Annotated in this window: 22 protein-coding genes and 1 pseudogene; 17 read left to right on the plus strand and 6 right to left on the minus strand. The window is 55.8% G+C overall.

Features of this window, described 5'->3' with window-relative positions; translation table 11 throughout:
* The first annotated feature begins 106 nt into the window (after positions 1 to 106).
* The 3 genes and pseudogenes from KEM39_RS08220 to KEM39_RS08230 all read left to right on the plus strand — a co-directional run.
* Positions 107 to 1,987 carry an RNB domain-containing ribonuclease gene (locus KEM39_RS08220; RefSeq protein ID WP_118997783.1) on the plus strand — a complete coding sequence of 627 codons (1,881 nt, stop codon included), beginning with the start codon at positions 107 to 109 and terminating at the stop codon, positions 1,985 to 1,987.
* A gap of 56 nt (positions 1,988 to 2,043) precedes the next feature.
* Positions 2,044 to 2,433, plus strand: coding sequence for a hypothetical protein (locus KEM39_RS08225; protein WP_002255658.1), 390 nt, complete (start codon positions 2,044 to 2,046; stop codon positions 2,431 to 2,433).
* A gap of 20 nt (positions 2,434 to 2,453) precedes the next feature.
* A pseudogene (locus KEM39_RS08230) lies at positions 2,454 to 2,825 on the plus strand (hemagglutinin); the annotation flags it as partial.
* Positions 2,826 to 3,148: 323 nt separating this feature from the next.
* Here the strand turns inward: KEM39_RS08230 and KEM39_RS08235 are convergent.
* Together KEM39_RS08235 and KEM39_RS08240 are read right to left on the minus strand one after the other, a co-directional pair.
* Positions 3,149 to 4,153 (minus strand): peptidylprolyl isomerase, encoded by a 1,005-nt coding sequence (locus KEM39_RS08235; protein WP_118997785.1) that lies wholly within the window; start codon positions 4,151 to 4,153, stop codon positions 3,149 to 3,151.
* 100 nt (positions 4,154 to 4,253) lie between these two features.
* Positions 4,254 to 6,662 carry an LPS-assembly protein LptD gene (locus tag KEM39_RS08240; RefSeq protein ID WP_118997786.1) on the minus strand — a complete coding sequence of 803 codons (2,409 nt, stop codon included), beginning with the start codon at positions 6,660 to 6,662 and terminating at the stop codon, positions 4,254 to 4,256.
* A gap of 69 nt (positions 6,663 to 6,731) precedes the next feature.
* Here KEM39_RS08240 and amgK point away from each other — a divergent pair, with 69 nt between their 5' ends.
* Positions 6,732 to 7,736, plus strand: coding sequence for an N-acetylmuramate/N-acetylglucosamine kinase AmgK (amgK, locus tag KEM39_RS08245; protein ID WP_118997787.1), 1,005 nt, complete (start codon positions 6,732 to 6,734; stop codon positions 7,734 to 7,736).
* A 56-nt stretch (positions 7,737 to 7,792) separates the two neighbouring features.
* Here the strand turns inward: amgK and KEM39_RS08250 are convergent, their stop codons facing one another.
* Positions 7,793 to 8,491 (minus strand): thiol:disulfide interchange protein DsbA/DsbL, encoded by a 699-nt coding sequence (locus tag KEM39_RS08250; protein ID WP_118997788.1) that lies wholly within the window; start codon positions 8,489 to 8,491, stop codon positions 7,793 to 7,795.
* Between the two features lie 217 nt (positions 8,492 to 8,708).
* On the opposite strand from KEM39_RS08250, the gene murJ reads away from it, so the two are divergent.
* From murJ to recQ, 4 genes are all read left to right on the plus strand, one after another.
* Positions 8,709 to 10,247 carry a murein biosynthesis integral membrane protein MurJ gene (gene murJ / locus KEM39_RS08255; protein ID WP_025456622.1) on the plus strand — a complete coding sequence of 513 codons (1,539 nt, stop codon included), beginning with the start codon at positions 8,709 to 8,711 and terminating at the stop codon, positions 10,245 to 10,247.
* A 132-nt stretch (positions 10,248 to 10,379) separates the two neighbouring features.
* Complete coding sequence (locus KEM39_RS08260) at positions 10,380 to 11,336, plus strand: YheT family hydrolase (protein ID WP_118997789.1); 957 nt, start codon at positions 10,380 to 10,382, stop codon at positions 11,334 to 11,336.
* A 49-nt stretch (positions 11,337 to 11,385) separates the two neighbouring features.
* Positions 11,386 to 12,168, plus strand: coding sequence for an indole-3-glycerol phosphate synthase TrpC (trpC, locus tag KEM39_RS08265; RefSeq protein WP_118997790.1), 783 nt, complete (start codon positions 11,386 to 11,388; stop codon positions 12,166 to 12,168).
* Positions 12,169 to 12,229: 61 nt separating this feature from the next.
* Entirely contained in the window at positions 12,230 to 14,533 is a 2,304-nt protein-coding gene (recQ, locus tag KEM39_RS08270) for a DNA helicase RecQ (RefSeq protein ID WP_211709811.1), read from the plus strand.
* A 36-nt stretch (positions 14,534 to 14,569) separates the two neighbouring features.
* On the opposite strand, the gene KEM39_RS08275 is transcribed toward recQ, so the two are convergent.
* The 3 genes from KEM39_RS08275 to bioH all read right to left on the minus strand — a co-directional run bounded on the left by KEM39_RS08275 (position 14,570) and on the right by bioH (position 17,681).
* Positions 14,570 to 16,066, minus strand: coding sequence for a gliding motility protein (locus KEM39_RS08275; RefSeq protein WP_192886342.1), 1,497 nt, complete (start codon positions 16,064 to 16,066; stop codon positions 14,570 to 14,572).
* 81 nt (positions 16,067 to 16,147) lie between these two features.
* Positions 16,148 to 16,936 carry a methyltransferase gene (locus tag KEM39_RS08280; RefSeq protein ID WP_107997248.1) on the minus strand — a complete coding sequence of 263 codons (789 nt, stop codon included), beginning with the start codon at positions 16,934 to 16,936 and terminating at the stop codon, positions 16,148 to 16,150.
* Between the two features lies 1 nt (position 16,937).
* Positions 16,938 to 17,681: a pimeloyl-ACP methyl ester esterase BioH gene (bioH, locus tag KEM39_RS08285; RefSeq protein WP_300990737.1), complete on the minus strand. Its 744-nt coding sequence runs from the start codon at positions 17,679 to 17,681 to the stop codon at positions 16,938 to 16,940.
* Between bioH and KEM39_RS08290 the strand changes: the two genes are divergently transcribed.
* The 9 genes from KEM39_RS08290 (at position 17,680) to KEM39_RS08330 (ending at position 23,888) form a co-directional block, all read left to right on the plus strand.
* Complete coding sequence (locus tag KEM39_RS08290; RefSeq protein ID WP_234403153.1) at positions 17,680 to 18,405, plus strand: ComF family protein; 726 nt, start codon at positions 17,680 to 17,682, stop codon at positions 18,403 to 18,405. The genes bioH and KEM39_RS08290 overlap by 2 nt on opposite strands.
* A gap of 64 nt (positions 18,406 to 18,469) precedes the next feature.
* Positions 18,470 to 18,934: a tRNA (uridine(34)/cytosine(34)/5-carboxymethylaminomethyluridine(34)-2'-O)-methyltransferase TrmL gene (trmL, locus tag KEM39_RS08295; protein ID WP_002218664.1), complete on the plus strand. Its 465-nt coding sequence runs from the start codon at positions 18,470 to 18,472 to the stop codon at positions 18,932 to 18,934.
* A gap of 75 nt (positions 18,935 to 19,009) precedes the next feature.
* The gene (locus KEM39_RS08300) at positions 19,010 to 19,726 is read left to right on the plus strand and encodes a septal ring lytic transglycosylase RlpA family protein (protein ID WP_118997792.1); all 717 of its coding nucleotides are present in this window, start codon (positions 19,010 to 19,012) and stop codon (positions 19,724 to 19,726) included.
* 61 nt (positions 19,727 to 19,787) lie between these two features.
* Entirely contained in the window at positions 19,788 to 20,114 is a 327-nt protein-coding gene (locus tag KEM39_RS08305) for a PepSY domain-containing protein (RefSeq protein ID WP_061731068.1), read from the plus strand.
* Between the two features lie 82 nt (positions 20,115 to 20,196).
* A complete protein-coding gene (gene ruvA / locus KEM39_RS08310; RefSeq protein WP_118997793.1) occupies positions 20,197 to 20,781 on the plus strand; it encodes a Holliday junction branch migration protein RuvA in 585 nt (194 codons plus the stop codon).
* Positions 20,781 to 20,918, plus strand: a complete 138-nt coding sequence (locus KEM39_RS08315) for a hypothetical protein (RefSeq protein WP_101115934.1) — start codon at positions 20,781 to 20,783, stop codon at positions 20,916 to 20,918. Before ruvA ends, KEM39_RS08315 begins: the two co-directional genes overlap by 1 nt.
* A gap of 25 nt (positions 20,919 to 20,943) precedes the next feature.
* On the plus strand, positions 20,944 to 22,800 hold the full coding sequence (locus tag KEM39_RS08320) for an ABC transporter ATP-binding protein (protein WP_118997861.1): 1,857 nt from the start codon (positions 20,944 to 20,946) through the stop codon (positions 22,798 to 22,800).
* Between the two features lie 63 nt (positions 22,801 to 22,863).
* The gene (gene rsgA, locus KEM39_RS08325) at positions 22,864 to 23,730 is read left to right on the plus strand and encodes a ribosome small subunit-dependent GTPase A (RefSeq protein ID WP_249182676.1); all 867 of its coding nucleotides are present in this window, start codon (positions 22,864 to 22,866) and stop codon (positions 23,728 to 23,730) included.
* A gap of 26 nt (positions 23,731 to 23,756) precedes the next feature.
* Positions 23,757 to 23,888 (plus strand): exodeoxyribonuclease VII, encoded by a 132-nt coding sequence (locus KEM39_RS08330; RefSeq protein WP_230455287.1) that lies wholly within the window; start codon positions 23,757 to 23,759, stop codon positions 23,886 to 23,888.
* Positions 23,889 to 24,019: the final 131 nt, after the last annotated feature.

Below are 24,019 nucleotides of genomic sequence, written 5' to 3' on the forward strand. Positions count from 1 at the left end.
GCACCGCCCTATGTGTTGCCCTGATTTGGAAGGGGTTGCGCCCCTCCCAAATAAATTCTGATTCTACCGCCCTAAAGGTTGGGGTTTCAACCGAAAAGGAAACACGATGAATATCTTTTACGAAGAGTCCGGCCAATTCAAAGTCGCCGCCGTCGTCCAAAAAAACGATGCCACCTACCAAGTCGATACCCAACACGGCAAACGCACCAAAGTAAAGGCGAACAACGTCTTTACCGAGTTCGACGGCGACATGGCGGCGTTTTTGGAGAACGCGCAGGCGCAGGCGGCGGACATCGACACCGATTTATTGTGGGAAGTATGCGGCGAAGGGGAATTTACCGCCGAAGCCATCGCCGAAGAATATTACGGTCATGCGCCGACCAAAACCGAGCTGGCGGCGACTTTGATTGCGCTGTACGCCGCGCCGATGTATTTCTACAAAAAAGCCAAAGGCGTGTTCAAAGCCGCACCCGAAGAAACTTTGAAACAGGCGCTTGCCGCCATCGAACGCAAAAAACAGCAAGACGCGCAAATCGACGCTTGGGCGGAAGCCTTGAAACGCGGCGAGATGCCGTCTGAAATCGCGGCGGATTTGAAAACTATCTTACACGCGCCCGACAAGCAATCATTGACCTACAAAGCCTTTACCAAAGCCGCCGACGCATTGAAAACCTCCGCCTACGAATTGGCGAAAAAAACGGGCGGCATTACGTCCATTCCCCAATACCTGCAAGACGGTTTTGAAATCAAATACTTCCCCAAAGGAACAGGCTTCCCCGACCTTCCCGTTCCCGAAATGCCCGACCTGCCCAAAGCCGATGTTACCGCCTTTTCCATTGACGACGAATCGACCACCGAAGTGGACGATGCCTTGAGCCTGACCGACTTGGGCAACGGCACGAAGCGCGTCGGTATCCACATCGCCGCGCCGTCGCTTGCCGTTAAACCGGGCGACAAAATGGAACAAGTCATTATGCAGCGATTGAGTACGGTTTATTTTCCCAACGGCAAAATCACTATGCTGCCCGAAAACTGGATAGCCGCGTTCAGCCTCGATGCGGGCGCGTACCGTCCTGCCGTCAGCATTTATTTCGATGTGGACGGCGAGTTCAACGTCGGCGCACCGGCCTGCAAAATCGAAGCCGTCAATATCGCCGAAAACCTGCGCATCCAAGCCATCGAGCCGCATTTCAACGCCGAAACCGGCTTGGACGAAGCCGGCGAAATGATGTTCGCCCACCATCAAGACCTGATTTGGTTCTATCAATTCGCCACCGCCCTGCAAAAAGCGCGCGGCAAATACGAACCCGACCGCGCGCCGCAATACGATTACAGCATCGAATTGGATGAGAAAGGCAACGTATCCGTCGTCCGCCGCGAACGCGGTTCGCCCATCGATACGCTGGTCAGCGAGATGATGATTCTTGCCAACAGCACTTGGGCGCAAATGCTCCACGACAACGACCTGCCCGGCCTTTTCCGCGTCCAACCGGCAGGCAAAGTGCGTATGAGCACCAAATCCGAGCCGCACATCGGTATGGGCGTGCAGCATTACGGCTGGTTTACCTCGCCGCTGCGCCGCGCCGCCGACTACATAAACCAAAAACAGCTGATCAGCCTGATAGACGACTCCGCCGAGCCGCTGTATCAAAACAGCGATGCCGAACTCTTCGCCGCGCTGCGCGACTTTGATGCCGCCTATACAGCCTACGCCGACTTCCAACGCCAAATGGAAGCCTACTGGAGCCTCGTCTATCTGCAACAGCAAGGCACGAGCGAGCTGACCGCGACCATCCTCAAAGAAGACCTCGTCCGCATCGAAGGCCTGCCGCTGGTAACCCGCGCGACCGGTATTCCGTTTGACGCGCTGCCCAAATCGCAGGCATTGTTTAAAATTACCGGACTCGACCCGGAAAAGCAGTTTGTCTCGCTCAACTACATCAAGGCAGTCGCACCCGCGGGCACAACGGCAGGCAATGCCGTCTGAACCCCGATACAGCAAACTCCGGCAACAAAAAACGGACGGCAAAAAGGCAAGATAAAATGTTATATAAATGTAAAATCAAAAAGTTAGATAACACCATTGAAGAGGCAGTATTGATTGAAATAAATGGTTATGAACTACATTGTTTTATATCATACTGCCCATTCAAAATATTTGAAAATCAATTTTATGAAGTGGAATTATCCTATGAAATCTTTAATGATTACATACTGGATAAATCAACTTCAAATATTGGATTTAGAAAAATAGATGATAGTTTCAAGTATGAAATAACGGCAGAATTAAAAAATAATCATCTAACCCTACAAAATATACAATTTGAAGAAGATGAGTATTTAATAAACTACCCTTATCTTGATAATTGTTTGGTTACATTAACGGTTGATAGAATAAGTGTCTCATTTATTAGAGAAATTCAGGCAGCCTGAAACCTGTTGTGGATACCGTTGGCAGTTTAGCGATTGGTTATGCCACAGGCGGCAATGCTGGGGCTTTTACTGGTGCGAATGCAGATTGGAATAATCAGCAGTTGCATTCGAGTGAATATAAATTAGCAGAACAATATGCAGACATAGTAGCTTCTCGTCTAAACATTTCAAAAGAAGAAGCACTTGGGCGAATTATTCGGCATATGCAACGAACCGTAGATTACGCAACGGCTAAAGCGGATAATTTCCGTACTGATGACGCCATTATTTCAATTTTAGGAGCAAACAATTTACCCAAGCAAGATCAACATTACACTAATCCGAACTACAACAAACAATACATTCAAAATTATGTTCGTGATTTCAATTTAGCCAATAAATACAATTATTTTATGCCGTCCGTTTTTACTTTTATCCCGATTTGTGGGGCAAGTTTTCCAACTGCATCCCGTCAAAAAATTCCATTATTTTCAAATACTTAAAAGTTAAAAAGGTTAAATTTTTCTTAACAATCAAAAACATTGTTTAACGGAACATTAACTTAAAGAGCAGCTAGAAAACGAGCTTTTCGCCGTCCACCGGAAAACTTTTACGGCGTTTGTTTATTTTTTTCAATATGTTCCACCGCTTCGTCCGCCTGTCTGCCGCCGCAGTTTGAAAAAGCCGTGCCGCCCGAAGGTTGTCGGGACGGCACGGCTTTTCAGTCACGACCGTTTCAGCGGATGTCCACGTAGGCACCGGAATGCAGGTCGCGCAACAGGTCGGCGGTCGCACGCTCCGCCTTCTGTTGGAAAATATACTGGCGCACGGCGTTGCGGACACGTTCCTGATGCGTGCCCGCCTCGCGTACTTCGTTCAGCTTGATGATGTGCCAGCCGAACTGGGTGCGTACGGGCGCGCTGACTTGGCCGGGTTTGAGGCTGCGGACGGCTTCTTCAAAGGCGGGAACCATTACGCCGTCGGCAAACCAACCCAAGTCGCCGCCGTTGCCCGCGCTCGCGTCTTGCGAATATTGGCGCGCCAGGCTGGAAAAGTCTGTGCCGCTGCGAGCCTCTCCGTAGATTTTGCGGATGGTGCTTTCTGCACCGACGGCGGCGTTTTCGCTGTCGGCTTTAATCAGGATGTGTTGGGCGCGGTATTGGCGCAACGGTGCGCCTTCGGGCAGGGTGATGCCTTGTTTTTGCGCCTGCTCGAGGAAGGCATCAATTTCAGCTTCGCTCACTCGGCTGTTTTGCATCACTGCCTGCTGGCGGACTTTTTCGGCAATAATGTTGTCGGCAAGCTCGCGGCGTTGGGTGGGGCTGAGGTTTTTGAGGGCGGGATTTTGTGCGACGACGGCGGCAATTTCTGCCTCACTTGCCTGAATGTTGCGGCGTTTGCCCGCCTGTACGATCAGGGATTGGTTGACCAGCTGCATCAGTACTTGTTCGGTCAATGCCGTATCGCTGATTTGTACGCCTTTGGGCAGGTTTGCCTTGGCATCGGCAACAGCCTGTGCCAGCCTGCGGCGTGTGATGACTTCGTTGTCGGCGACGGCGGCGATGCCGTCTGAAAAGTGTATGCCGCCTTCCTGTTGGGCGGCTTCTTGGCGTGCCGTCTCCGCCGTCTCCGCCGGCTTGGCGGCTTTGGCGGCAGGTGCGGGTTTTGCCGCACGGGGTGCCGCTTGGCTGTAGGACGCGCTCAGCAGTGCGGCGGCTATCATCAGGTTTTTTATCTTCATCGATATTTCCTTATCGGTTGGATTCCGCACTTGGGTTCGCGGAATCGGGGTTGTTCGTCGGACGGCAGGTTCGTTGGAACAGGACGGGGATTCGGTCTGTTTACGGCTGCGTTCTGCGCCTGCCTGAAAGGTCCAGATTCGGGATATAGCCAGGTACGGCAATGTCCATTGTGCCTTTGGGAACCCTGCCGATATTGCTCAAGTCTTTTAATTGCAGGGTAAGAAAGACGGCGTTTTTGTAGGTGTTCTCTCCGGTAACGTAACGTTGCGCATACATGCCGGCACTCCAGCAGCCGCAACTGCTCCGATATTCGGCACCCGCCAGCATTTCTATCGGTTTTTTGGCTTCAAAACCGTAGTTGTAGCGGGCGACGGCCGACAGGTTGCGCGTCAGCGGCCATTGTGCGGACAGGTCGAGCTGGCTGAGTTTGTCGTAAAAATAGGAACCGTCGGACTTCAGGTAGATTTTTTCGTTGCGCCCGTATTTGTAGCGGGCGTTCAACACTTTGCCCTGTGCGGGACGGTAGCTTGCACCGACGGCGTAGTTCTCGGCGCGTTTGTCGTTTTGGTTGTAGTGGATGCTGCTGTCGAGGATGAAGCGGCTGCCGATGCTGCCGGAGGCAAATGCCACCCAGTCGGAACGGTTGCGCGGATTTTTGCCGACGCTGCCGTCAAGCATCACCGCATCATCCTTGAAATAGAATTTCTGACCGATGCCGGCGCGGAAACGCTCTTCCCCCGTCGCACCGTCCAAAATACGGCTTTGTACGGCGGCGGAAAGGCTGTTTGCGGCATTGATCCTGTCGTTGCCGTAATAGAGGTTTTCACGGAAGAGCTGCCCGTAGCCGAAGCTGCTTTCCGACGAATCGAAATTGGGCAGGTCGTTTTGGGATTTGGCAGGAATATAGTTGTAGAACAGGCGCGGCTCGAGGGTTTGCAGGACTTCTCCGCCGAACAGCCGCGTATTCCGCTCGAAGGTTGCGCCGCTGTCGATATTGACAATGGGCAGCACGCGGCTGACGCGGCGCGGCTCTTTGCCGTCGAAGCGGTTAAGGCTGTAATAGGTGGCGTGCAGCCCGAGCTTGGGCCGGATATAACCCCAGCTGCTGCCGAACTCCCATTTGACGCCGGGATACACGACCAGGCGGCTGCCGTCTTGGCGGCTGTCGTGGCTGAAGCGGGTAAATTGTGCGGACACACCGATTTGCGCCCTGCCTGCGTTTTTATGCCAATCGGCGGAAAGGCGCGGCATCAGGGCATACGGTTTGTCTTTGTAGCCGCTTTGGTTTGCCAGCGTCTGGTATTTCTGAACCGAAAGGCCGGCATTCAGGCTGCCTCCCGCCGCCCTGCCGCCATAATCCAGCCATACGCGGCGGTTGAGGTTGACGTTGCCGGCGATTTCTTCGCTGCCGTAAAAGTCGCGGTAGTAGCCGCTGTCGGAGACTTGGTTGAAATCGACACCCGCCTGAAGCGTGTCGGAAATGTCGTGCCGGTGCTGCCATTTTGCCTGATAGCGGTTGTTCCTGCCGCTTTTCTTATCGTGCGGCAGCCAGGCCAGGTCGGCCTGTCCGCTGTAATCGGGACGCAGGTAACGGATTTGTCCGTCAAACATCGCGCCGCGTTCGCCGATAATGCCGGGGGCGAAGGTGGCATCGAAGTTGGGGGCAAGGTTGAAATAATAGGGAACGGAAAGGGAAATGCCGTCTGAACCGGTGGACAGGGAGGGAACGAGCAGACCGCTTTTGCGGTTGCCGTCAAGCGGGAAGTCCGCCCAAGGGGTGTAGAAAATAGGAACGCCGCCGAACACGAAGGCGGCGTGTTTGGCAACGCCTATGCCTTTTTCCCGATCGGCTTCGACAGAGGCTGCCTTGACATACCAGCCGGCATCGCCGGCGGAACAGGTGTTGAATTGGGTTTCCGTCAGTTTGTAATGCCCTTCGCCCAACATTTCGGCGGTGCGGCTGACGCTTTGCAGCCGCCGTCCGCCTTGTTCGGTTTCCATGCGGACGTTGTGTGCTTCGCCGGTCTGCTGCTCGAGATTGTAGGTCAGGGTTTCGCCCCGAATCAGCGTACCGTCCTGTTGGAGGGCGAAACGGTCGCCTACGGTAACGGTGTCGCCCGACTGGTCGTAATCCGCCCAATCGGTATTGAGGACTGCGCCGTCCCGTTCGATGATAACGCTTCCTTCCGCGCGCACCTTGACCTGCGACTGCCCTTCCATCCTGTCGGCAACAATGCGCGTATAGTCTTCGGGGATGGATGCTTCGCCGCTGACTTGGACGGCAGCTTCGGTTCTCTCGGGGCTGCCGCTTTCGTTACTGCAAAACAGGCAGGTCGAACCGAGGCTCAGGCCGACAGGCTGCATGGGTTCGGACACGCTCCGAACGCTTCCTCCGGCGGTCTGATTGTCCGTTTCCTCCGCCGCAACGGCATCGGCGGCGGCGCAATGCGTGCCGAAGCAGAAGCCCAATGCCAGCACCAGTGGTTTGAGTGAAAATAAACGAGCCAAAATTGCCCCTCAGGTCGGTTTGCCAGTTAGAATAGCGTTTATTGTAACCTGAAATGCTTTAGTACTGTTATGCAACGACAAATCGAACTGAAAAATTGGCTTCAGACCGTCTATCCCGACCGCAGTTTCGAACTGGCCTTTGCGGCGGCGGATGCTGATTTCCGCCGCTATTTCCGTGCAACGTTTTCAGACGGCAGCAGTGTCGTCTGCATGGATGCGCCGCCCGACAAGATGAGTGTCGCGCCTTATTTGAAGGTGCAGAAACTGTTTGACATGGTCAATGTGCCGCAGATATTGCACGCGGACACGGATTTGGGGTTTGTGGTATTGAACGACTTGGGCAATACGACGTTTTTAACCGCGATGCTTCAGGAGCAGGGCGAAGCGGCACACAAAGCCCTGTTGCTGGAGGCCATCGGCGAGCTGGTCGAATTGCAGAAGGCAAGCCGTGAAGGGGTTTTGCCCGAATATGACCGTGAAACGATGCTGCGCGAAATCAACCTGTTCCCGGAATGGTTTGTCGCAAAAGAATTGGGGCGCGAATTAACATTCAAACAACGCCAACTTTGGCAGCAAACCGTCGATACGCTGCTGCCGCCCCTGTTGGCGCAGCCCAAAGTCTATGTACACCGCGACTTTATCGTCCGCAACCTGATGCTGACGCGCGGCAGGCCGGGTGTTTTAGACTTCCAAGACGCGCTTTACGGCCCGATTTCCTACGATTTGGTGTCGCTGTTGCGCGATGCCTTTATCGAATGGGAAGAAGAATTTGTCTTGGACTTGGTTATCCGCTACTGGGAAAAGGCGCGGGCTGCCGGCTTGCCCGTCCCCGAAGCGTTTGACGAGTTTTACCGCTGGTTCGAATGGATGGGCGTGCAGCGGCACTTGAAGGTTGCAGGCATCTTCGCACGCTTGTACTACCGCGACGGCAAAGACAAATACCGTCCGGAAATCCCGCGTTTCTTAAACTATCTGCGCCGCGTATCGCGCCGTTATGCCGAACTCGCCCCGCTCTACGCGCTCTTGGTCGAACTGGTCGGCGATGAAGAACTGGAAACGGGCTTTACGTTTTAAACCCAATCAAAATGCCGTCTGAAAACCAAGTTTCAGACGGCATTTTTCAAACGGGCTTACTGCGCGGCTTTTTGTTCTTCGCGTACTTTGTCCGCCAAAAGGTCGATGGTGTTCATACCGGACTCCCAGTCGGCAAATTCGACTTTATATTTGCCGCCGACGATAACCGTGGGCGTGCCGTCGATTTGGAAGGTTTCGGTCAGCTCCTGCATTTTATCGGCACGCGCCTGGCTTTCGGGAGATTCGTAGGCGGCAAGGACTTTTTTGCCGTCAAAGGCGGTTTGTTCGCCCAGCCATTTTTTGAGGACTTCCGGATTTTGCAGCTTGATTTTCTGATTGACCATCGCATCGAAAATATGGCTGTTCGCCACATCTTTACTTTCGGCGGCAGCCATATCGACGGCAGCGGCAAGGCGGGCAAGCGGCAGCATTTCTTTCTGCCAGACGACATGCTCGGTACGCAGGTACATATCGTCTTTAAAAGACTTGGCGTGTTTGCTCAAAACAGGTTCGAGGTGGGCGCAGTGCGGGCAGAAATAGCCGAAAAACTCAAGGACTTCAACCTTGCCTGCCTGCTGTTGGGGAATCGGGTTGGAAAGGACGGTATAGTTTTGCCCTTCGACCAGCCCTGCAGGGGCGGCGGCTGCGGAAGCGGCAGGCGCGCTGTCGGCAGGGACGCTGGTTTGGACTTTGCTGTCGCACGCGGCAAGGGCGAACAGGGCGGCAACGCCGAGGGCGAGGTGTCTGGATTTCATACGGCTCTCCGTGATGTTGGAAATGAATGTTGGAAATCAATCGGAATCCGGCTATTTTATTGCATTTCCGCGTGTTGATACAGTTTGCCGCCGGAAAAGGAAGCTTTCGTATCGGGAAACCGGTTCAGACGGCATGAAACCCGATGCCGTCTGAACCGGTTTCTGTCGTACAATACGCGCCGTTGCCCCAAACGGGTACGACTGTTGAGGAACAATGATGAATATGCTTGGAGCTTTGGCAAAAGTCGGCAGCCTGACGATGGTGTCGCGCGTTTTGGGATTTGTGCGCGATACGGTCATTGCGCGGGCATTCGGCGCGGGTATGGCGACGGATGCGTTTTTTGTCGCGTTCAAACTGCCCAACCTGCTTCGCCGCGTGTTTGCGGAGGGGGCGTTTGCCCAAGCGTTTGTGCCGATTTTGGCGGAATATAAGGAAACGCGTTCTAAAGAGGCGACGGAGGCTTTTATCCGCCATGTGGCGGGGATGCTGTCGTTTGTGCTGGTCATCGTTACCGCGCTGGGCATACTTGCCGCGCCTTGGGTGATTTATGTTTCCGCACCCGGTTTTGCCAAAGATGCCGACAAATTTCAGCTCTCCATCGATTTGCTGCGGATTACGTTTCCTTATATCTTATTGATTTCACTTTCCTCTTTTGTCGGCTCGGTACTCAATTCCTATCATAAATTCAGCATTCCGGCGTTTACGCCCACGTTTCTGAACGTGTCGTTTATCGTATTCGCGCTGTTTTTCGTACCGTATTTCGATCCTCCCGTTACCGCGCTGGCTTGGGCGGTCTTTGTCGGCGGCATTTTGCAACTCGGCTTCCAACTGCCCTGGCTGGCGAAACTGGGTTTTTTGAAACTGCCCAAACTGAGTTTCAAAGATGCGGCGGTCAACCGCGTGATGAAACAGATGGCGCCTGCGATTTTGGGCGTGAGCGTGGCGCAGATTTCTTTGGTTATTAACACGATTTTCGCGTCTTATCTGCAATCGGGCAGCGTTTCATGGATGTATTACGCCGACCGCATGATGGAGCTGCCCGGCGGCGTGCTGGGGGCGGCCCTCGGTACGATTTTGCTGCCGACTTTGTCCAAACACTCGGCAAACCAAGATACGGAACAGTTTTCCGCCCTGCTCGACTGGGGTTTGCGCCTGTGCATGCTGCTGACGCTGCCGGCGGCGGCAGGGATGGCGGTGTTGTCATTCCCGCTGGTGGCGACGCTGTTTATGTACCGCGAATTTACGCTGTTTGACGCGCAAATGACACAACACGCGCTGATTGCCTATTCTTTCGGTTTAATCGGTTTAATCATGATTAAAGTGTTGGCGCCCGGCTTTTATGCGCGGCAAAACATCAAAACGCCCGTCAAAATCGCCATCTTCACGCTTATCTGCACGCAGTTGATGAACCTCGCCTTTATCGGCCCGTTGAAACACGCCGGGCTTTCGCTCGCCATCGGCTTGGGCGCGTGCATCAATGCGGGATTGTTGTTCTTCCTGTTACGCAGACACGGCATTTACCGGCCCGGCAGGGGTTGGGCGGCGTTCTTGGCGAAAATGCTGCTCTCGCTCGCCGTGATGTGCGGCGGCCTGTATGCCGCCCAAATCTGGCTGCCGTTCGACTGGACACACGCCGGTGGAATGCGGAAAGCGGGGCAGCTCTGCATCCTGATTACCGTCGGCGGCGGACTGTATTTCGCATCTCTGGCGGCTTTGGGCTTCCGTCCGCGCCATTTCAAACGCGTGGAAAGCTGACCGGTGCCGATATCCTTTTTCGGAAAACGCTTTTTCCGCGCCTATATTCGGGCGCGCATCCCCCGCGTCCGCACCGGCCGGACGGGCTGCCGCATCATCAATGCCGTCTGAAAACAGAAAAACCGATACCTTATGATTTTGACACCGCCGGACACACCGTTTTTCCTCCGCAACGGCAATGCCGATACGATTGCCGCCAAATTCCTGCAACGCCCCGCACCCACATACCGCCGCGAGCTGCTTCCCGACAGCACGGGTAAAACCAAAGTCGCCTACGATTTTTCAGACGGCATTTCGCCCGATGCGCCGCTGGTCGTGCTGTTTCACGGTTTGGAAGGAAGCAGCCGCAGCCATTACGCGGTCGAACTGATGCTCGCGGTACGCAGCCGCGGTTGGCACGGCGCAGTCGTCCATTTCCGCAGCTGCGGCGGCATTGCCAACACCGCTCCGGTGTTCTACCACTTGGGCGATACCGCCGAAATCGCCTTTACTTTGGACACGCTTGCCGCGCGTTACCGTGAAATATACGCCGTCGGCGTATCACTGGGCGGCAACGCGCTGGCAAAATATTTGGGCGAACAGGGCGAAAACGCGCTGCCGCAAGCCGCTGCCGTCATCTCCGCCCCCGTCGATGCAGAGGCGGCAGGCAGACGCTTCGACAGCGGCATCACGCGGCTGCTCTACACGCGCTACTTTCTCCGCACCCTGATACCCAAAGCAAAATCGCTCCAAGGTTTTCAGACGGCATTTGCCGCAGGGTGCAAAACACTGGGCGAGTTTGACGACCGTTTCACCGCACCGCTGCACGGCTTTGCCGACCGGCACGACTACTACCGCCAAACTTCCTGCAAACCGCTGCTCAAACACGTTGCCAAACCGCTGCTCCTGCTCAACGCCGCCAACGACCCCTTCCTGCCGCCCGAAGCCCTGCCCCGCGCAGACGAAGTGTCCGAAGCCGTTACCCTGTTCCAACCTGCACACGGTGGTCATGTCGGCTTTGTCAGCAGCACCGGCGGCAGGCTGCACCTGCAATGGCTGCCGCAGACCGTCCTATCCTATTTCGACAGCTTCCGCACAAACAGTCGTTAACGGTTTGATGCTAATATTCCCCCTTTCCCAGACGAATACGGAACACGACATGACCGACATCCTCAATAAAATCCTTGCCACCAAGGCACAGGAAGTTGCCGCTCAAAAAGCCGCCGTTTCCCCCGAACACATCCGCGCACTTGCCGCAGAAGCCGCGCCCGTCCGCAGCTTCATCGATTCGATACGCGGCAAACACCGCCTAAACCTGCCCGCCGTCATTGCCGAAATCAAAAAGGCAAGCCCGAGCAAAGGCCTGATCCGTCCGGACTTCCGACCGGCCGAGATTGCACGCGCCTATGAAAACGCCGGAGCGGCGTGTTTGTCCGTACTGACCGACGAACCCTATTTCCAAGGTTCGCCCGAATACCTCAAACAGGCGCGCGAAGCCGTATCGCTGCCCGTGCTGCGCAAAGACTTCATCATCGACGAATACCAGGTTTATCAGGCGCGCGCATGGGGGGCGGATGCCGTCCTGCTGATTGCCGCAGCACTGGAACAGGAACAATTGGAACGCTTTGAAGCGGTGGCGCACGAATTGGGCATGACCGTCCTGCTCGAGCTGCACGACGAAACCGAATTGGAAAAATGCCGCAACCTAACCACGCCGTTGTGGGGCGTAAACAACCGCAACCTGCGGACTTTTGAAGTCTCCCTCGACCAAACCCTGTCGCTGCTGCCCGCGCTGGAAGGCAAAACCGTCGTAACCGAAAGCGGCATTACGGGTAAGGCGGATGTGGAATTTATGCGGGCGCGCGGCGTGCATACCTTCCTGATCGGCGAAACGTTCATGCGTGCCGACGATATTGAGGCGGAAGTGGGCAAACTCTTCTAAATCCCGATTTCAGACGGCATATTGCCGCCGACCGACCAACACCCTTACCGGACACGGAACAATGACGCACCGACCCACCGCCAAACAGATTTTGCACGAAGTATTCGGTTATCCCGAATTTCGCGGCAAGCAGGAGGCTATCGTCAATGCTTTGGCAGGCGGCGAGAGTTTGATGGTGCTGATGCCGACGGGCGGGGGCAAGTCTTTGTGTTACCAGATTCCCGCGCTGATGCGCGAAGGCGTGGCGGTTGTCGTATCGCCGCTGATTGCGCTGATGAACGACCAAGTGGCCAGCCTGCATGTGGCCGGGATTGAAGCGGCGGCAGTCAACAGCAGTACGTCGGCAGATGAGGCGCGCGAGATTGCCGACAAGCTTGCCCAAGGCCGTCTGAAACTGCTTTATGTCGCACCGGAACGCTTGGTTACCGACCGCTTTTTGCGTTTTCTCGACCAACAAACCGTCAGCCTGTTTGCCATTGACGAAGCGCATTGCGTCAGCCAATGGGGACACGATTTCCGCCCCGAATACCAACAGCTCGGCATGCTTGCCGAACGCTATCCGAACGTCCCGCGCATCGCCCTGACCGCCACCGCCGATGCCGCCACACGCGCCGACATCAAGCATTATCTGCACTTGGACGATGCGCCCGAATTTGTCTCCAGCTTCGACCGCCCGAATATTTATTATCAGGTTATCGAAAAAAACAACGGCAAAAAACAACTGCTTGAATTCATCCGCAAAGAAATGACGGGGCAAAGCGGCATTGTGTATTGTTTAAGCCGCAAAAAGGTGGAAGATGTGGCACAGTTTTTGCGTGAAAACGGATTAAACGCGATTCCGTATCATGCTGGTTTGAGCATGGACGTGCGCGAGGAAAACCAACGCCGCTTTACGCATGAAGACAATATTATTGTGGTGGCAACGGTAGCGTTCGGCATGGGCATAGACAAACCCGACGTGCGCTTTGTCGCCCATCTCGATATGCCCCAAAGTGTCGAACATTTCTATCAGGAATCGGGGCGCGCCGGCCGGGACGGGCTGCCTGCCGTGAGCTGGCTGTGTTACGGTTTGAACGATTGGGTGTTGCTGCGCGAACGGATTGCCGAAGGCAACAGCGACGAGGTGCAAAAGCAAATCGAAATGCAAAAACTCGATGCCATGCTTGCCGTCTGCGAAACCGCCGCCTGCCGCCGCGTACTGCTGCTCAAACATTTCGGCGAAGCATCCGAACCCTGCGGCCATTGCGACAACTGCCTGCATCCGCCCGTACGGTTTGACGGCACGGTGTTAGTGCAAAAATTACTCAGCTGCGTGTACCGCGCCGGACAACGCTTTGCCGCCGGTTACATCACCAACCTTTTGCGCGGCAAAAGCGACGATTGGATACGCGGCAACCGGCACGAACAACTGTCCACATTCGGCATCGGTGCGGAGTTGTCCGACAAAGAATGGCGCAGCGTCATCCGCCAGTGCATCAGCCTAGGCTACCTTACCGTCAACATTGCCCGATATCAGGCATTGCAACTGACCGAAGCCGCCAAAAAAGTCCTCAAGGGCGAAACCGAAGTGATGCTGCGTCCGCTCAAGCGCGACAAGCCCGCCGTCCGCACCCTCAAAGACAACTGGCTGCGTACCGAACGCGAAGAACGCCTGTGGCAGGCATTGCGCGTTTGGCGTATGAAACAGGCAGAAGCCGAAGGCATCCCCGCCTATATGATTTTCGGCGACAAAACCCTGCGCGACCTTGTCGAAAAAATGCCGCAAAATCTCAACGGGCTGCACGACATCTACGGCTTGGGCGAAGCCAAAATCGACCGTTTCGGACACGGCATACTCAAAGTCTGCCAAAACGCTGCCGACTTTAGCCACGATGCCGTCATCCGTCCGCAAACCGAACGCGAACAACAACTGCGTCAAAAACTCGAAGCCTGGCGGTATGAACAGGCAACGGCGGAAAAATGCGCCCTGCATGCCGTCCTCTCCGACGAAAGCCTTGCCGACATGCTTGCCGATACGCCCGAAACCGAAACCGACCTCGAAGGCGTGCACGGCTTGGGCAGCGTACGCGCCGCCAAATACGGACGGGACATCCTCGCCGTCTGCCGTCCGTTTTCAGACGGCATCGATGAAGCCGCCAAACACAAACGCCGCCTGATGCGCGCCCTGATTCAATGGTGCAACGAAACGGCAAAACACGAACAGTCCGAACCCTACCGCATTCTCAGCAAAGCCGCCCTGCGCGCCATTGCCGCCAAACAGCCGGAAGGTTTGGCGGAGCTTGCCGCCGTATATGGCGTAGGCGAAGAAAAAGCCGCACGTTACGGTGCGGCGGTGTTGGCGGTGTTGGGACAAAATGCCGTCTGAAAACCGTTACCAAGTTTCAGACGGCATTGCCTCTATTTAAAAATTCCTGTTTTTATCAAATATTTCAAACAGTTTTTCCTTGTCGGCACAAGACCCCTCCGGTATCAGGTTCAATATCGTTTCCAACGCCTCGGCAATATCTTCCCGCTCTACCGTGTCGATAAAGAGTTTTTTGTCCATTTTGTTGAAACCTTCGGTATAGGCTTTGACCGCCTCTGCCAGCTCCTCTCCTATGTTTTCAGGCGGATTGCCGAGCAGTTTGACCACGCCGGCACGGGTTTTCCGGTACAGCTCCGCCGCTTTTTTGGCATGGCTTTTCGAGATATGCTCCGCGCCGTCCCAATCGCGGAAGGGGTTGTCGAAATTTTGCGCCAGCCATTCGGGTTTTCGGGCTTTTTCTATCCACAGGTCCAGCCCGTCTTCCTTCCGTTTCTTATAAAGTTTCTTCACTGCCTTCGCCGCCTCTTCGGGCAGGCTGCTCATCCACAGCCTGTGCAGCTTCGGCAGCCGGTCGGGATGCGGGATGTCGTCCGCGCCGAAACCGAACAAATCTACGGTAGTGAACACTTCCAAATCCTCAAATCCCGATACGGCGGAAAAATTGGCGATATTGCCCGGTTTGCCCCACAGCCGTATGGTTTTGAGCTTGGGATACGTTTCCGACAGGTTTTGCATATCGAAATCGGCAATGCCCATGACGTTGACGGCGGTCAGGTTTTCCAAACCCCGCACTTTGGGAACGCTTTTGCCCACTTCCAAAATCAGACCCGCGCCCTTTTCGGCGGTACAGACCTTGCAGTTTTCCTTGATTTCGCCTTTCAGGTTCAGGCTGTCCAAGCCTTCGTTCAGATAAAGCGATTCCACGCCGGTCATATCGACAGAAAGGTCGGTTATGCGCGTATTGCTGAAATCCAGCACGGTCTGACCGTGGTTTTCCAGACACAATCGGGTGATAAACGGATACTCCTCCAGATATTCATATAGATTTTTATGCCATTTGGTCAGAAACAGCGAAGACAGGCAGGGAAACGCCTTCAGTTCCATCGCGTCTTCAAAATCGTCCCAAACATCGCTCAAATTCTGTGTGGATATGCCGTATTCCCGTCCGGCAAACATCACGGTCTTTTTGCTTTTGGCGGCTTTTTTGAATGCCTTTCTCTGTTTTTCGGGTATCTGCCGCCATCTCAACTGACGGTACACGTCGTAGCCGTCGCCCCAAAAAGAGGCATACCGCTGCGTGTCTTCGCCGACCAGCGGCGCGGTATTCCCAACCCGTACATATCCCGTCGGCACGACAGCACTTGCCTTATACATGTGCAGACCGCGTTCCCAATACATAAAGTCTTTGTAAAGCGGTTTCAAATCCGCCAGCTCCGCCGCCCCAAGTGGTTTGTTGCCCTGCCAGTCCAAAGCCAGCAGGGTCGCATGTGTTTTTTTGTCACCGTGTTCTTCAACTCGGGTAACCTGGCAGGCAGTGTACTGCTTCAGTCTGATGTTATAGACGCAATATACGTCTCCGGCATCGGCATACATCGGCATTTCCTTTATTTCTGTCGGTTTTCACAGACAAATGCCGTCTGAAACTTGGAAACGGCTTCAGACGGCATCCGCACATCATCTCTTCGGAAAAAACTGTACCACGTTCTCCCCCTGCGGCAGCATCAGTTTTTTCACGGCGTGTCCGTACACTGTTTCCAGCGTAATACTCAAACCGCCTTCCCGTTCAAATATTGTCCCGACACACGAACGCGCGGCGTTTTCATCGTTCCACGACATCGCCCGCCAAACGCCCAGCGTGTCCATATCCGCCCAAAACGTTTCCGCCTTTTTGTAATCCAACACCAGCCTCGCCGTATCGGTAACGGGGTCGTAAAAGCCGTTTTCGGCAAGCATATCGCCCAAGTCGTGCATATCGGGAAACATCACGCTGCGGCTTTCAATGCCGTTTTCTTTCAGACGGCATTTCAGTTCCGCCAAGGTATCTCGCCCGAAGCAAGTGAAAAACAGCAGCCCGTCCGTCTTCAGCGCGCGCGCCCAGTTGTGCAGCACGGGGACGATGCTTTCCGCCGCCAACAGTCCGAGATTCGACCACAACATATCGGCACACGCTTCGGGCAGCGGCGCGGTCGGGGATTGGCAGTGCTGCACCACGCCCTTACCCGTAAACCTTTGCCAAAAACCGCCTTTGCGGGCGGCGGCGGCAGCCGCCAAAAAATCCGCACGGGAATCGTATTCTTCAAATACCGCCTGCGGATAGCGTTTCGCCAGCAGGCTGCGGCTGATGTCCGCATCCGCCCCGGCAAGCAGGATATACTTAGGCGCGTTGCGGACGAGTGTCAGCCGTTGGTCGGCATGTTCGGCAAGATGGCGGTGAACCTGCCAGCGTGCGTCCTGATGGTTCATCTCAAACCCCTTCAACAAAGTCGCGATACAGCGCGGCAAACGCTTCCGCATGGCTCAAAAACGGCGCATGCGCCGCCTTTTCCATCACAACCAACCTGCTGCCCTTCAAACGGCGGTGCAGATATTCACCCATGCGCGGCGGCGTAATCGCGTCTTTGCCGCCGAACACCAGCAGTACCGGAACATCTATCTTGTCCAACAAATGCCGCGCATCCGCCCTTTCCGCCGCGTCTAAAGCTTCCTGCAAGGCGGAGGGCGTGCCGCAGCGCGCCAAATCGGGCAGGATTCTGCCTATGATTTCGGCGGCATCAGGCGCGTGCAGAAGCTGCAATTGTAGAAACTGTTTGATATGTTTGGCATAATCCGTTCGGAACGCGCCGACCATTTTGCCCAATGCAGGCGCGGCAAGCCCTTCGGGATAGTCTTCGGCGGCCGTCAGCCGGGCGAAACTCGCCGTCAGGCAGAGCGAACGGACTTTGTCAGGATGGCGCGCCGCCAGATACAGCGCGACCAATCCGCCGAGCGACCAGCCGAGAATGTCGGCGGGCGCGTCAATTTGGGCGGCAATGCCGTCTGCCGCCGCCGCAATGTCGAAAGATCGGACAAACGGCGCATCCCCGTGTCCGGGCAAATCGACGGCGGACACCGACCACGTTGTGGGCAGGCGCGGCATCAGGTCGGCGAACACGTGGCGGTTCGCCCCCCAACCGTGTATCAGGTAAACTTTTTTGACGGCATCAGGCATGGATTTTCTCTCTTGTTGGCGGCGCATCGCAGACGCGCCCACTATCAGGCGTTGCGTATTATGCCACGGTTCGTCCGGCGTTTCAGACGGCATCTGCGCCGGCTGCCGCGACGATTTGGCAGCATACCGCACCGACGCGGCAAACAGCTGCCCCCTGTGTTTCAGACACATCCAAGGCGGATCGGTGTGCGGCGCGTGCCAGAAAAAACCGCCCGCATTCGACCGGATGTGGGCTTCGCTGTATTACGAACCGCCTGTCAGCAATATGATACGCGCGCTGAAACACTTGGCAGATTTGAGTATGGCGCGCCCGTTGGCAGACCTGATGATGCAGAATCCGCCCGACCGGCTTGCAGACGAATGCTTCGATTTCGTCCTGCCCGTTCCGCTAAGCAGGGAGCGGCTGCTGCAACGCGGCTTCAACCAAAGCGAAAGCATCGCCGGGCTGCTGGCTCAACGCTACGGTTGGCGCACGCTGCCCCGGCATACCGTTTTCCGCCGCCACCGGCCGCCGCAAAGCACGCTCAAAGGCAGCGAACGCCTGAAAAACATCAAAAACGCCTTTGAAATCCGCGAACCGCTGCCGAAAGGCTGTAATATTTTGTTAATCGACGATGTCTTTACCACCGGCGCGACACTGAACGAACTGGCGAAGATGCTGAAAAAATCGGGCGCGCGCCGCGTCTGCTGCTGGACGCTGGCACGCACGCCAATGAAAAAATAACTAAATTTTTTGACACCTATGCCGCCTTGTGGCAAGGTTACGCGCCTATAAGTGATTGATATTTATGTTTACCATTGTTTTATACCAACCGGAAATCCCCCCGAATACAGGCAACATCATCCGCCTGTGCGCCAATACCGGTGCGGATTTGCACCTTGTCAAACCGCTCGGTTTCCCATTGGATTCCGCCAAAATGAAACGCGCCGGACTCGACTACCACGAGTTCGCCAGCCTGACGGTGCACGAAAACTTCGACGACTGCCTCAAGGCACTCGCAGGCAGGCGCATTTTCGCCCTGACCACCAAAGGCACGGCGCGCCCCGATGAAACCGCGTTTCAAAAAGGCGACGTTTTACTGTTCGGGCCGGAAACGCGCGGGCTGCCTGCCGACATCCTCGACAGCCTGCCCGCCGCGCAAAAAATCCGCCTGCCGATGCAGCCCGGCAGCCGGAGTATGAACCTTTCCAACACCGTCGCCGTGATTCTCTTTGAAGCGTGGCGGCAACACGGTTACGCAGGCGGCGTTTGAACGCAAGTTCATGCCGTCTGAAAACCCGTCCGGACACGATGCCCATTCGTCTTCAACTCAAGAACGGAACACGTTTTGACTTTAACCCGAAAAACCCTTTTCCTTCTCACCGCCGCATTCGGCACACATTCCCTTCAGACGGCATCCGCCGACGCAGTGGTCAGGGCAGAAAAACTGCACGCCTCCGCCAACCGCAGCTACAAAGTCGCTGGCAAACGCTACACGCCGATAAACCAAGTTGCCGAATTCACGCAAACCGGCAACGCCTCGTGGTACGGCGGCAGGTTTCACGGGCGCAAAACTTCCGGCGGGGACCGCTACGATATGAACGCCTTTACCGCCGCCCACAAAACCCTGCCTATCCCCAGCTATGTGCGCGTAACCAACACCAAAAACGGCAAAAGCGTCATCGTCCGCGTTAACGACCGCGGCCCCTTCCACGGCAACCGCATCATCGACGTATCCAAAGCCGCCGCACAAAAATTGGGCTTTGTCAGCCAAGGGACGGCGCACGTCAAAATCGAACAAATCGTCCCGGGCCAATCCGCACCGTCCGCCGGCAAAGACATCTTTATCGACTTAAAATCCTTCGGTACGGAACACGAAGCACAAACCTATCTGAACCAAGCCGCCCAAAACTTCGCCGCTTCGACATCAAGCCCGAACCTCGCCATTGAAAAACGCCGTTACGAATACGTCGTCAAAATGGGCCCGTTTGCCTCGCAGGAACGCGCCGCCGAGGCCGAAGCTCAGGCACGCGGTATGATTCAGACGGTATTGACCGCCGGTTGACGGTCATTTGATACCTTATTAATATCCGCATTTTCCAACCCCCGATTTACAAGAGTAAAATATGAACATCAAACGCCTTCTCTTGACCGCCGCCGCAACCGCACTGCTGGGCATTTCCGCCCCCGCACTCGCCCACCACGACGGACACGGCGATGACGACCGCGGACACGCCGCACACCAACACAGCAAACAAGACAAAATCATCAGCCGCGCCCAAGCCGAAAAAGCAGCGTTGGCACGCGTCAGCGGACGTGTTACCGACATCGAACTCGAACACGACGACGGCCGTCCGCACTATGATGTCGAAATCGTCAAAAACGGACAGGAATACAAAGTCGTTGTCGATGCCCGTACCGGCCGCGTGATTTCCTCCCGCCGCGACGACTGAATTTGATACAATCCGTGCCGTCTGAAGCCCGAACCGGTTTCAGACGGCATTTTGCACCCGACACTTCAGGATTCGGCACATTATGATCAGCAGGCTGACCGGCAAACTGGTTGAGAAAACCCCTCCTCAAATCGTCATCGATGTCAACGGTGTCGGCTACGAAGCCGACGTATCGATGCAGACCTTCTGCAACCTGCCGCCCGTGGGAGAAAGCGTACAACTGTTTACCCAGCTTATCATTCGGGAAGACGCACATCTTTTATTTGGTTTTGCCACTGCGGAAGAACGCAAGACCTTCCGCCAACTGATCAAGGTCGGCGGCATCGGCGCGAAAACGGCTTTGGGCATTTTGTCGGCAATGACGGCAGACGAGTTGGCGCGGGCGGTTGCAGAAGAAGATGTCAAACGCCTCTCCTCCGCCCCGGGAATCGGTAAAAAAACCGCCGAACGTATGGTTTTGGAACTGCGCGGCAAGCTGGTCGCGCATACGGTAACGGACGGGCTGTTTGCCGCCGCACCCGCCGCCGACGAAACGGACGACATCGTCAGCACGCTGCTTGCGCTGGGTTACAGCGAACGCGAAGCAAAAGCGGCGGTCAAAGGCGTTCCGAAGGGGACGGACGTGGGCGAAGGCGTGCGCCTTGCCTTAAAAAACCTGCTGAAATAATGCCGTCTGAAGGCGGCGCGGCGTTTGCCCTGCCGAAACCCTGCGTTTCCGCCCCGCGCTGTCTTCCCGACGGCTTTTCCCGTAAAATGGCGTTATTGTCCTTCCTTTCAGACGGCATTGTGTTTGATGCCGTCTGAAACTGTTTTACCGAAATCGAAAACAATGTTGAACAAAATATTTTCTTGGTTCGAATCCCGAATCGACCCCTATCCAGAAGCCGCCCCGAAAACGCCTGAAAAAGGGCTGTGGCAGTTTATCTGGAGCAACATCAGGGGCTTGCGCAAATGGATTGCCGTTTTGGCGGCATTTACCGCAGGCATCGGCATCATGGAAGCCCTGCTGTTTCAATTTATGGGCAAAGTCGTGGACTGGCTCGGCAAATACACGCCCGCGACCCTGTTTGCCGAAAAAGGCTGGGCGTTGACGGCGATGGCGGCGATGATGGTGTTTTTCGCCCTCTGGACCTTCCTCGCGTCCAACGTGCGCCTGCAAACCCTGCAAGGCGTGTTCCCCATGCGCCTGCGCTGGAATTTCCACCGTCTGATGCTGGGGCAAAGCCTCGGTTTCTATCAGGACGAATTTGCCGGCCGTGTGTCCGCCAAAGTCATGCAAACCGCGCTGGCGTTGCGCGACGTGGTGATGACGGTTGCCGACATGGTCGTTTATGTGCTGGTGTATTTCATCACCTCCGGCGTGATTCTGGTCGCGCTCGACGGCTGGCTGCTGCTGCCCTTTATCGGCTGGATTATCGGCTTTGCCTTGGTGATGCGCTTCCTGATTCCCAAGCTCGGCAAAACCGCCGCGCGTCAGGCGGATGCGCGTTCGCTGATGACCGGCCGCATTACCGACGCCTATTCCAACATCACCACCGTCAAACTTTTCTCCCACGGCGCGCGCGAAGCGGCCTACGCCAAGCAGTCGATGGAAGAATTTATGGTTACGGTACACGCCCAAATGCGTTTGGCGACGCTGCTGCACACCTGCAGCTTCATCGTCAACAGCTCGCTGACCGCCGGTACGACCGCACTGGGCATCTGGCTTTGGTATCACGGCCAAGTCGGCGTCGGCGCGGTTGCCACCGCCACCGCGATGGCGTTGCGCGTCAACGGGCTGTCGCAATACATTATGTGGGAATCCGCGCGTCTGTTTGAAAACATCGGCACCGTCGGCGACGGCATGGCAACCCTGTCCAAACCGCACACCATCCTTGACAAGCCGAACGCCCTGCCGTTGAAAGTGTCGCAAGGAGAAATCAAGTTCGAACACGTCGATTTTTGCTACGAAGCAGGCAAACCGCTGCTCAACGGCTTCAACCTCACCATCCGCCCGGGCGAAAAAGTCGGCTTGATCGGACGCAGCGGCGCGGGCAAATCCACCATCGTCAACCTGCTTTTGCGCTTCTACGAACCGCAAAGCGGCACGATTTTGATCGACGGCCAAACCGTGGACAGCGTAACCCAAGAAAGCCTGCGCGCCCAAATCGGTTTGGTCACGCAAGACACCTCGCTGCTGCACCGTTCCGTGCGCGACAACATCGTTTACGGCCGCCCCGATGCAACTGATGCCGAAATGATCTCCGCCGCCGAACGCGCCGAAGCCGCTGATTTCATCCCTAACCTTTCCGACGCCAAAGGACGGCGCGGCTATGACGCGCACGTCGGCGAACGCGGCGTGAAACTCTCCGGCGGTCAACGCCAGCGCATCGCTATCGCCCGCGTCATGCTCAAAGATGCGCCGATTCTGTTGCTCGATGAAGCCACCAGCGCGCTCGACTCCGAAGTCGAAGCCGCCATCCAAGAAAGCCTTGACAAAATGATGGACGGCAAGACCGTCATCGCCATCGCCCACCGCCTCTCAACCATCGCCGCAATGGACCGCCTCATCGTCTTGGACAAAGGCCGCATCATCGAAGAAGGCAGCCACACCGAGTTGCTCGAGAAACAAGGCCTGTATGCCAAACTTTGGGCACACCAAAGCGGCGGCTTCTTGAGTGAGCATGTCGAGTGGCAGCATGACTGAAACCTTATTGTCTGGAAACCGCCGTTTTCAGACGGCATTCCCGTTCTCCTACCCGTCAAAACCATGACCGATACCGCCCAAATCATCACCAGCTACGGCCGCCGCTACATCGTGCGCACACCCGACGGCAAAACCTACGAAGCCAGCACGCGCAAAAAACGCGTCGATTTCGCCTGCGGCGACCGCGTCCGCATCAGTCCCGTCAACGCCGAACAAGTTGTGATTGAAGATTTTTTACCGCGCCAAAGCCTGCTCTACCGCCAAGACGCATGGAAAACCAAACTCATCGCCGCCAACGTTACCCAACTCCTCATCGTAACTGCCGCCGTCCCGAGTCCGAGCGTGCGGCTGCTGCAACGCGCCCTGCTTGCCGCCGAAGCCGCCGGCATCCGCGCCGTCATCGTCCTGAACAAAGCCGACCTGCCCGAAACCGCCCTTTGGCGCGAAAAACTCAAATTCTACGAAACGCTGGGTTATCCCGTCATCGAAACCCGCGCACTGGAAAACGCCGACAGCCTGCGCCCCGCCCTGCAAGGGCACAGCAACATCCTGCTCGGGCAGAGCGGTATGGGCAAATCCACCCTGACCAACGCCCTTTTGGGCAGCCAAACCGCCCGCACCGGCGACATTTCCGCCGCACTCGACTCGGGAAAACACACCACCACCCACGCCCGGCTTTATGATTTGAACGGCGAAACCCAACTCATCGACTCCCCGGGTTTGCAAGAATTTGGTTTACACCACCTCCAAGCCGCCGATTTGCCGCGCTATTTCCCCGATTTCCGCCACCTTGTCGGACAATGCCGCTTCCACAACTGCACCCACCGCGCCGAACCCGGCTGCGCCTTCAAAGCCGCCGCCGAAACCGGGGCGGCAAGCCCCGAACGCCTCGCCTTTTTGCAGGGCATCACCGACGAACTGCTCGGGTAACGCCTTGCCGTTTGCAGGACAAAACAATGCCGTCTGAAGCCGGATTCGGGTTTCAGACGGCATCCGTTTTACAAAAATGCTACAATCCGCTTTTTACTGGAACATCCGTTTCAACACACAGGACGACACATAAAGCACCGCCCTATGTGCCGTCCTGATTTGGAAGGGCTTACACCCCTCCCAAATAAAGTCTGATTCTACCGCCCCGAAGGACAGATGTCCAAGTGGCGGGGTTTCAACCGAAAAGGAAACACGATGAAGAAAAACGCACCGAAATCGTTTGAAGAAG

The sequence above is a fragment of the Neisseria sp. Marseille-Q1983 genome (assembly GCF_018224585.1).
Taxonomy (GTDB): Bacteria; Pseudomonadota; Gammaproteobacteria; order Burkholderiales; family Neisseriaceae; genus Neisseria; species Neisseria polysaccharea.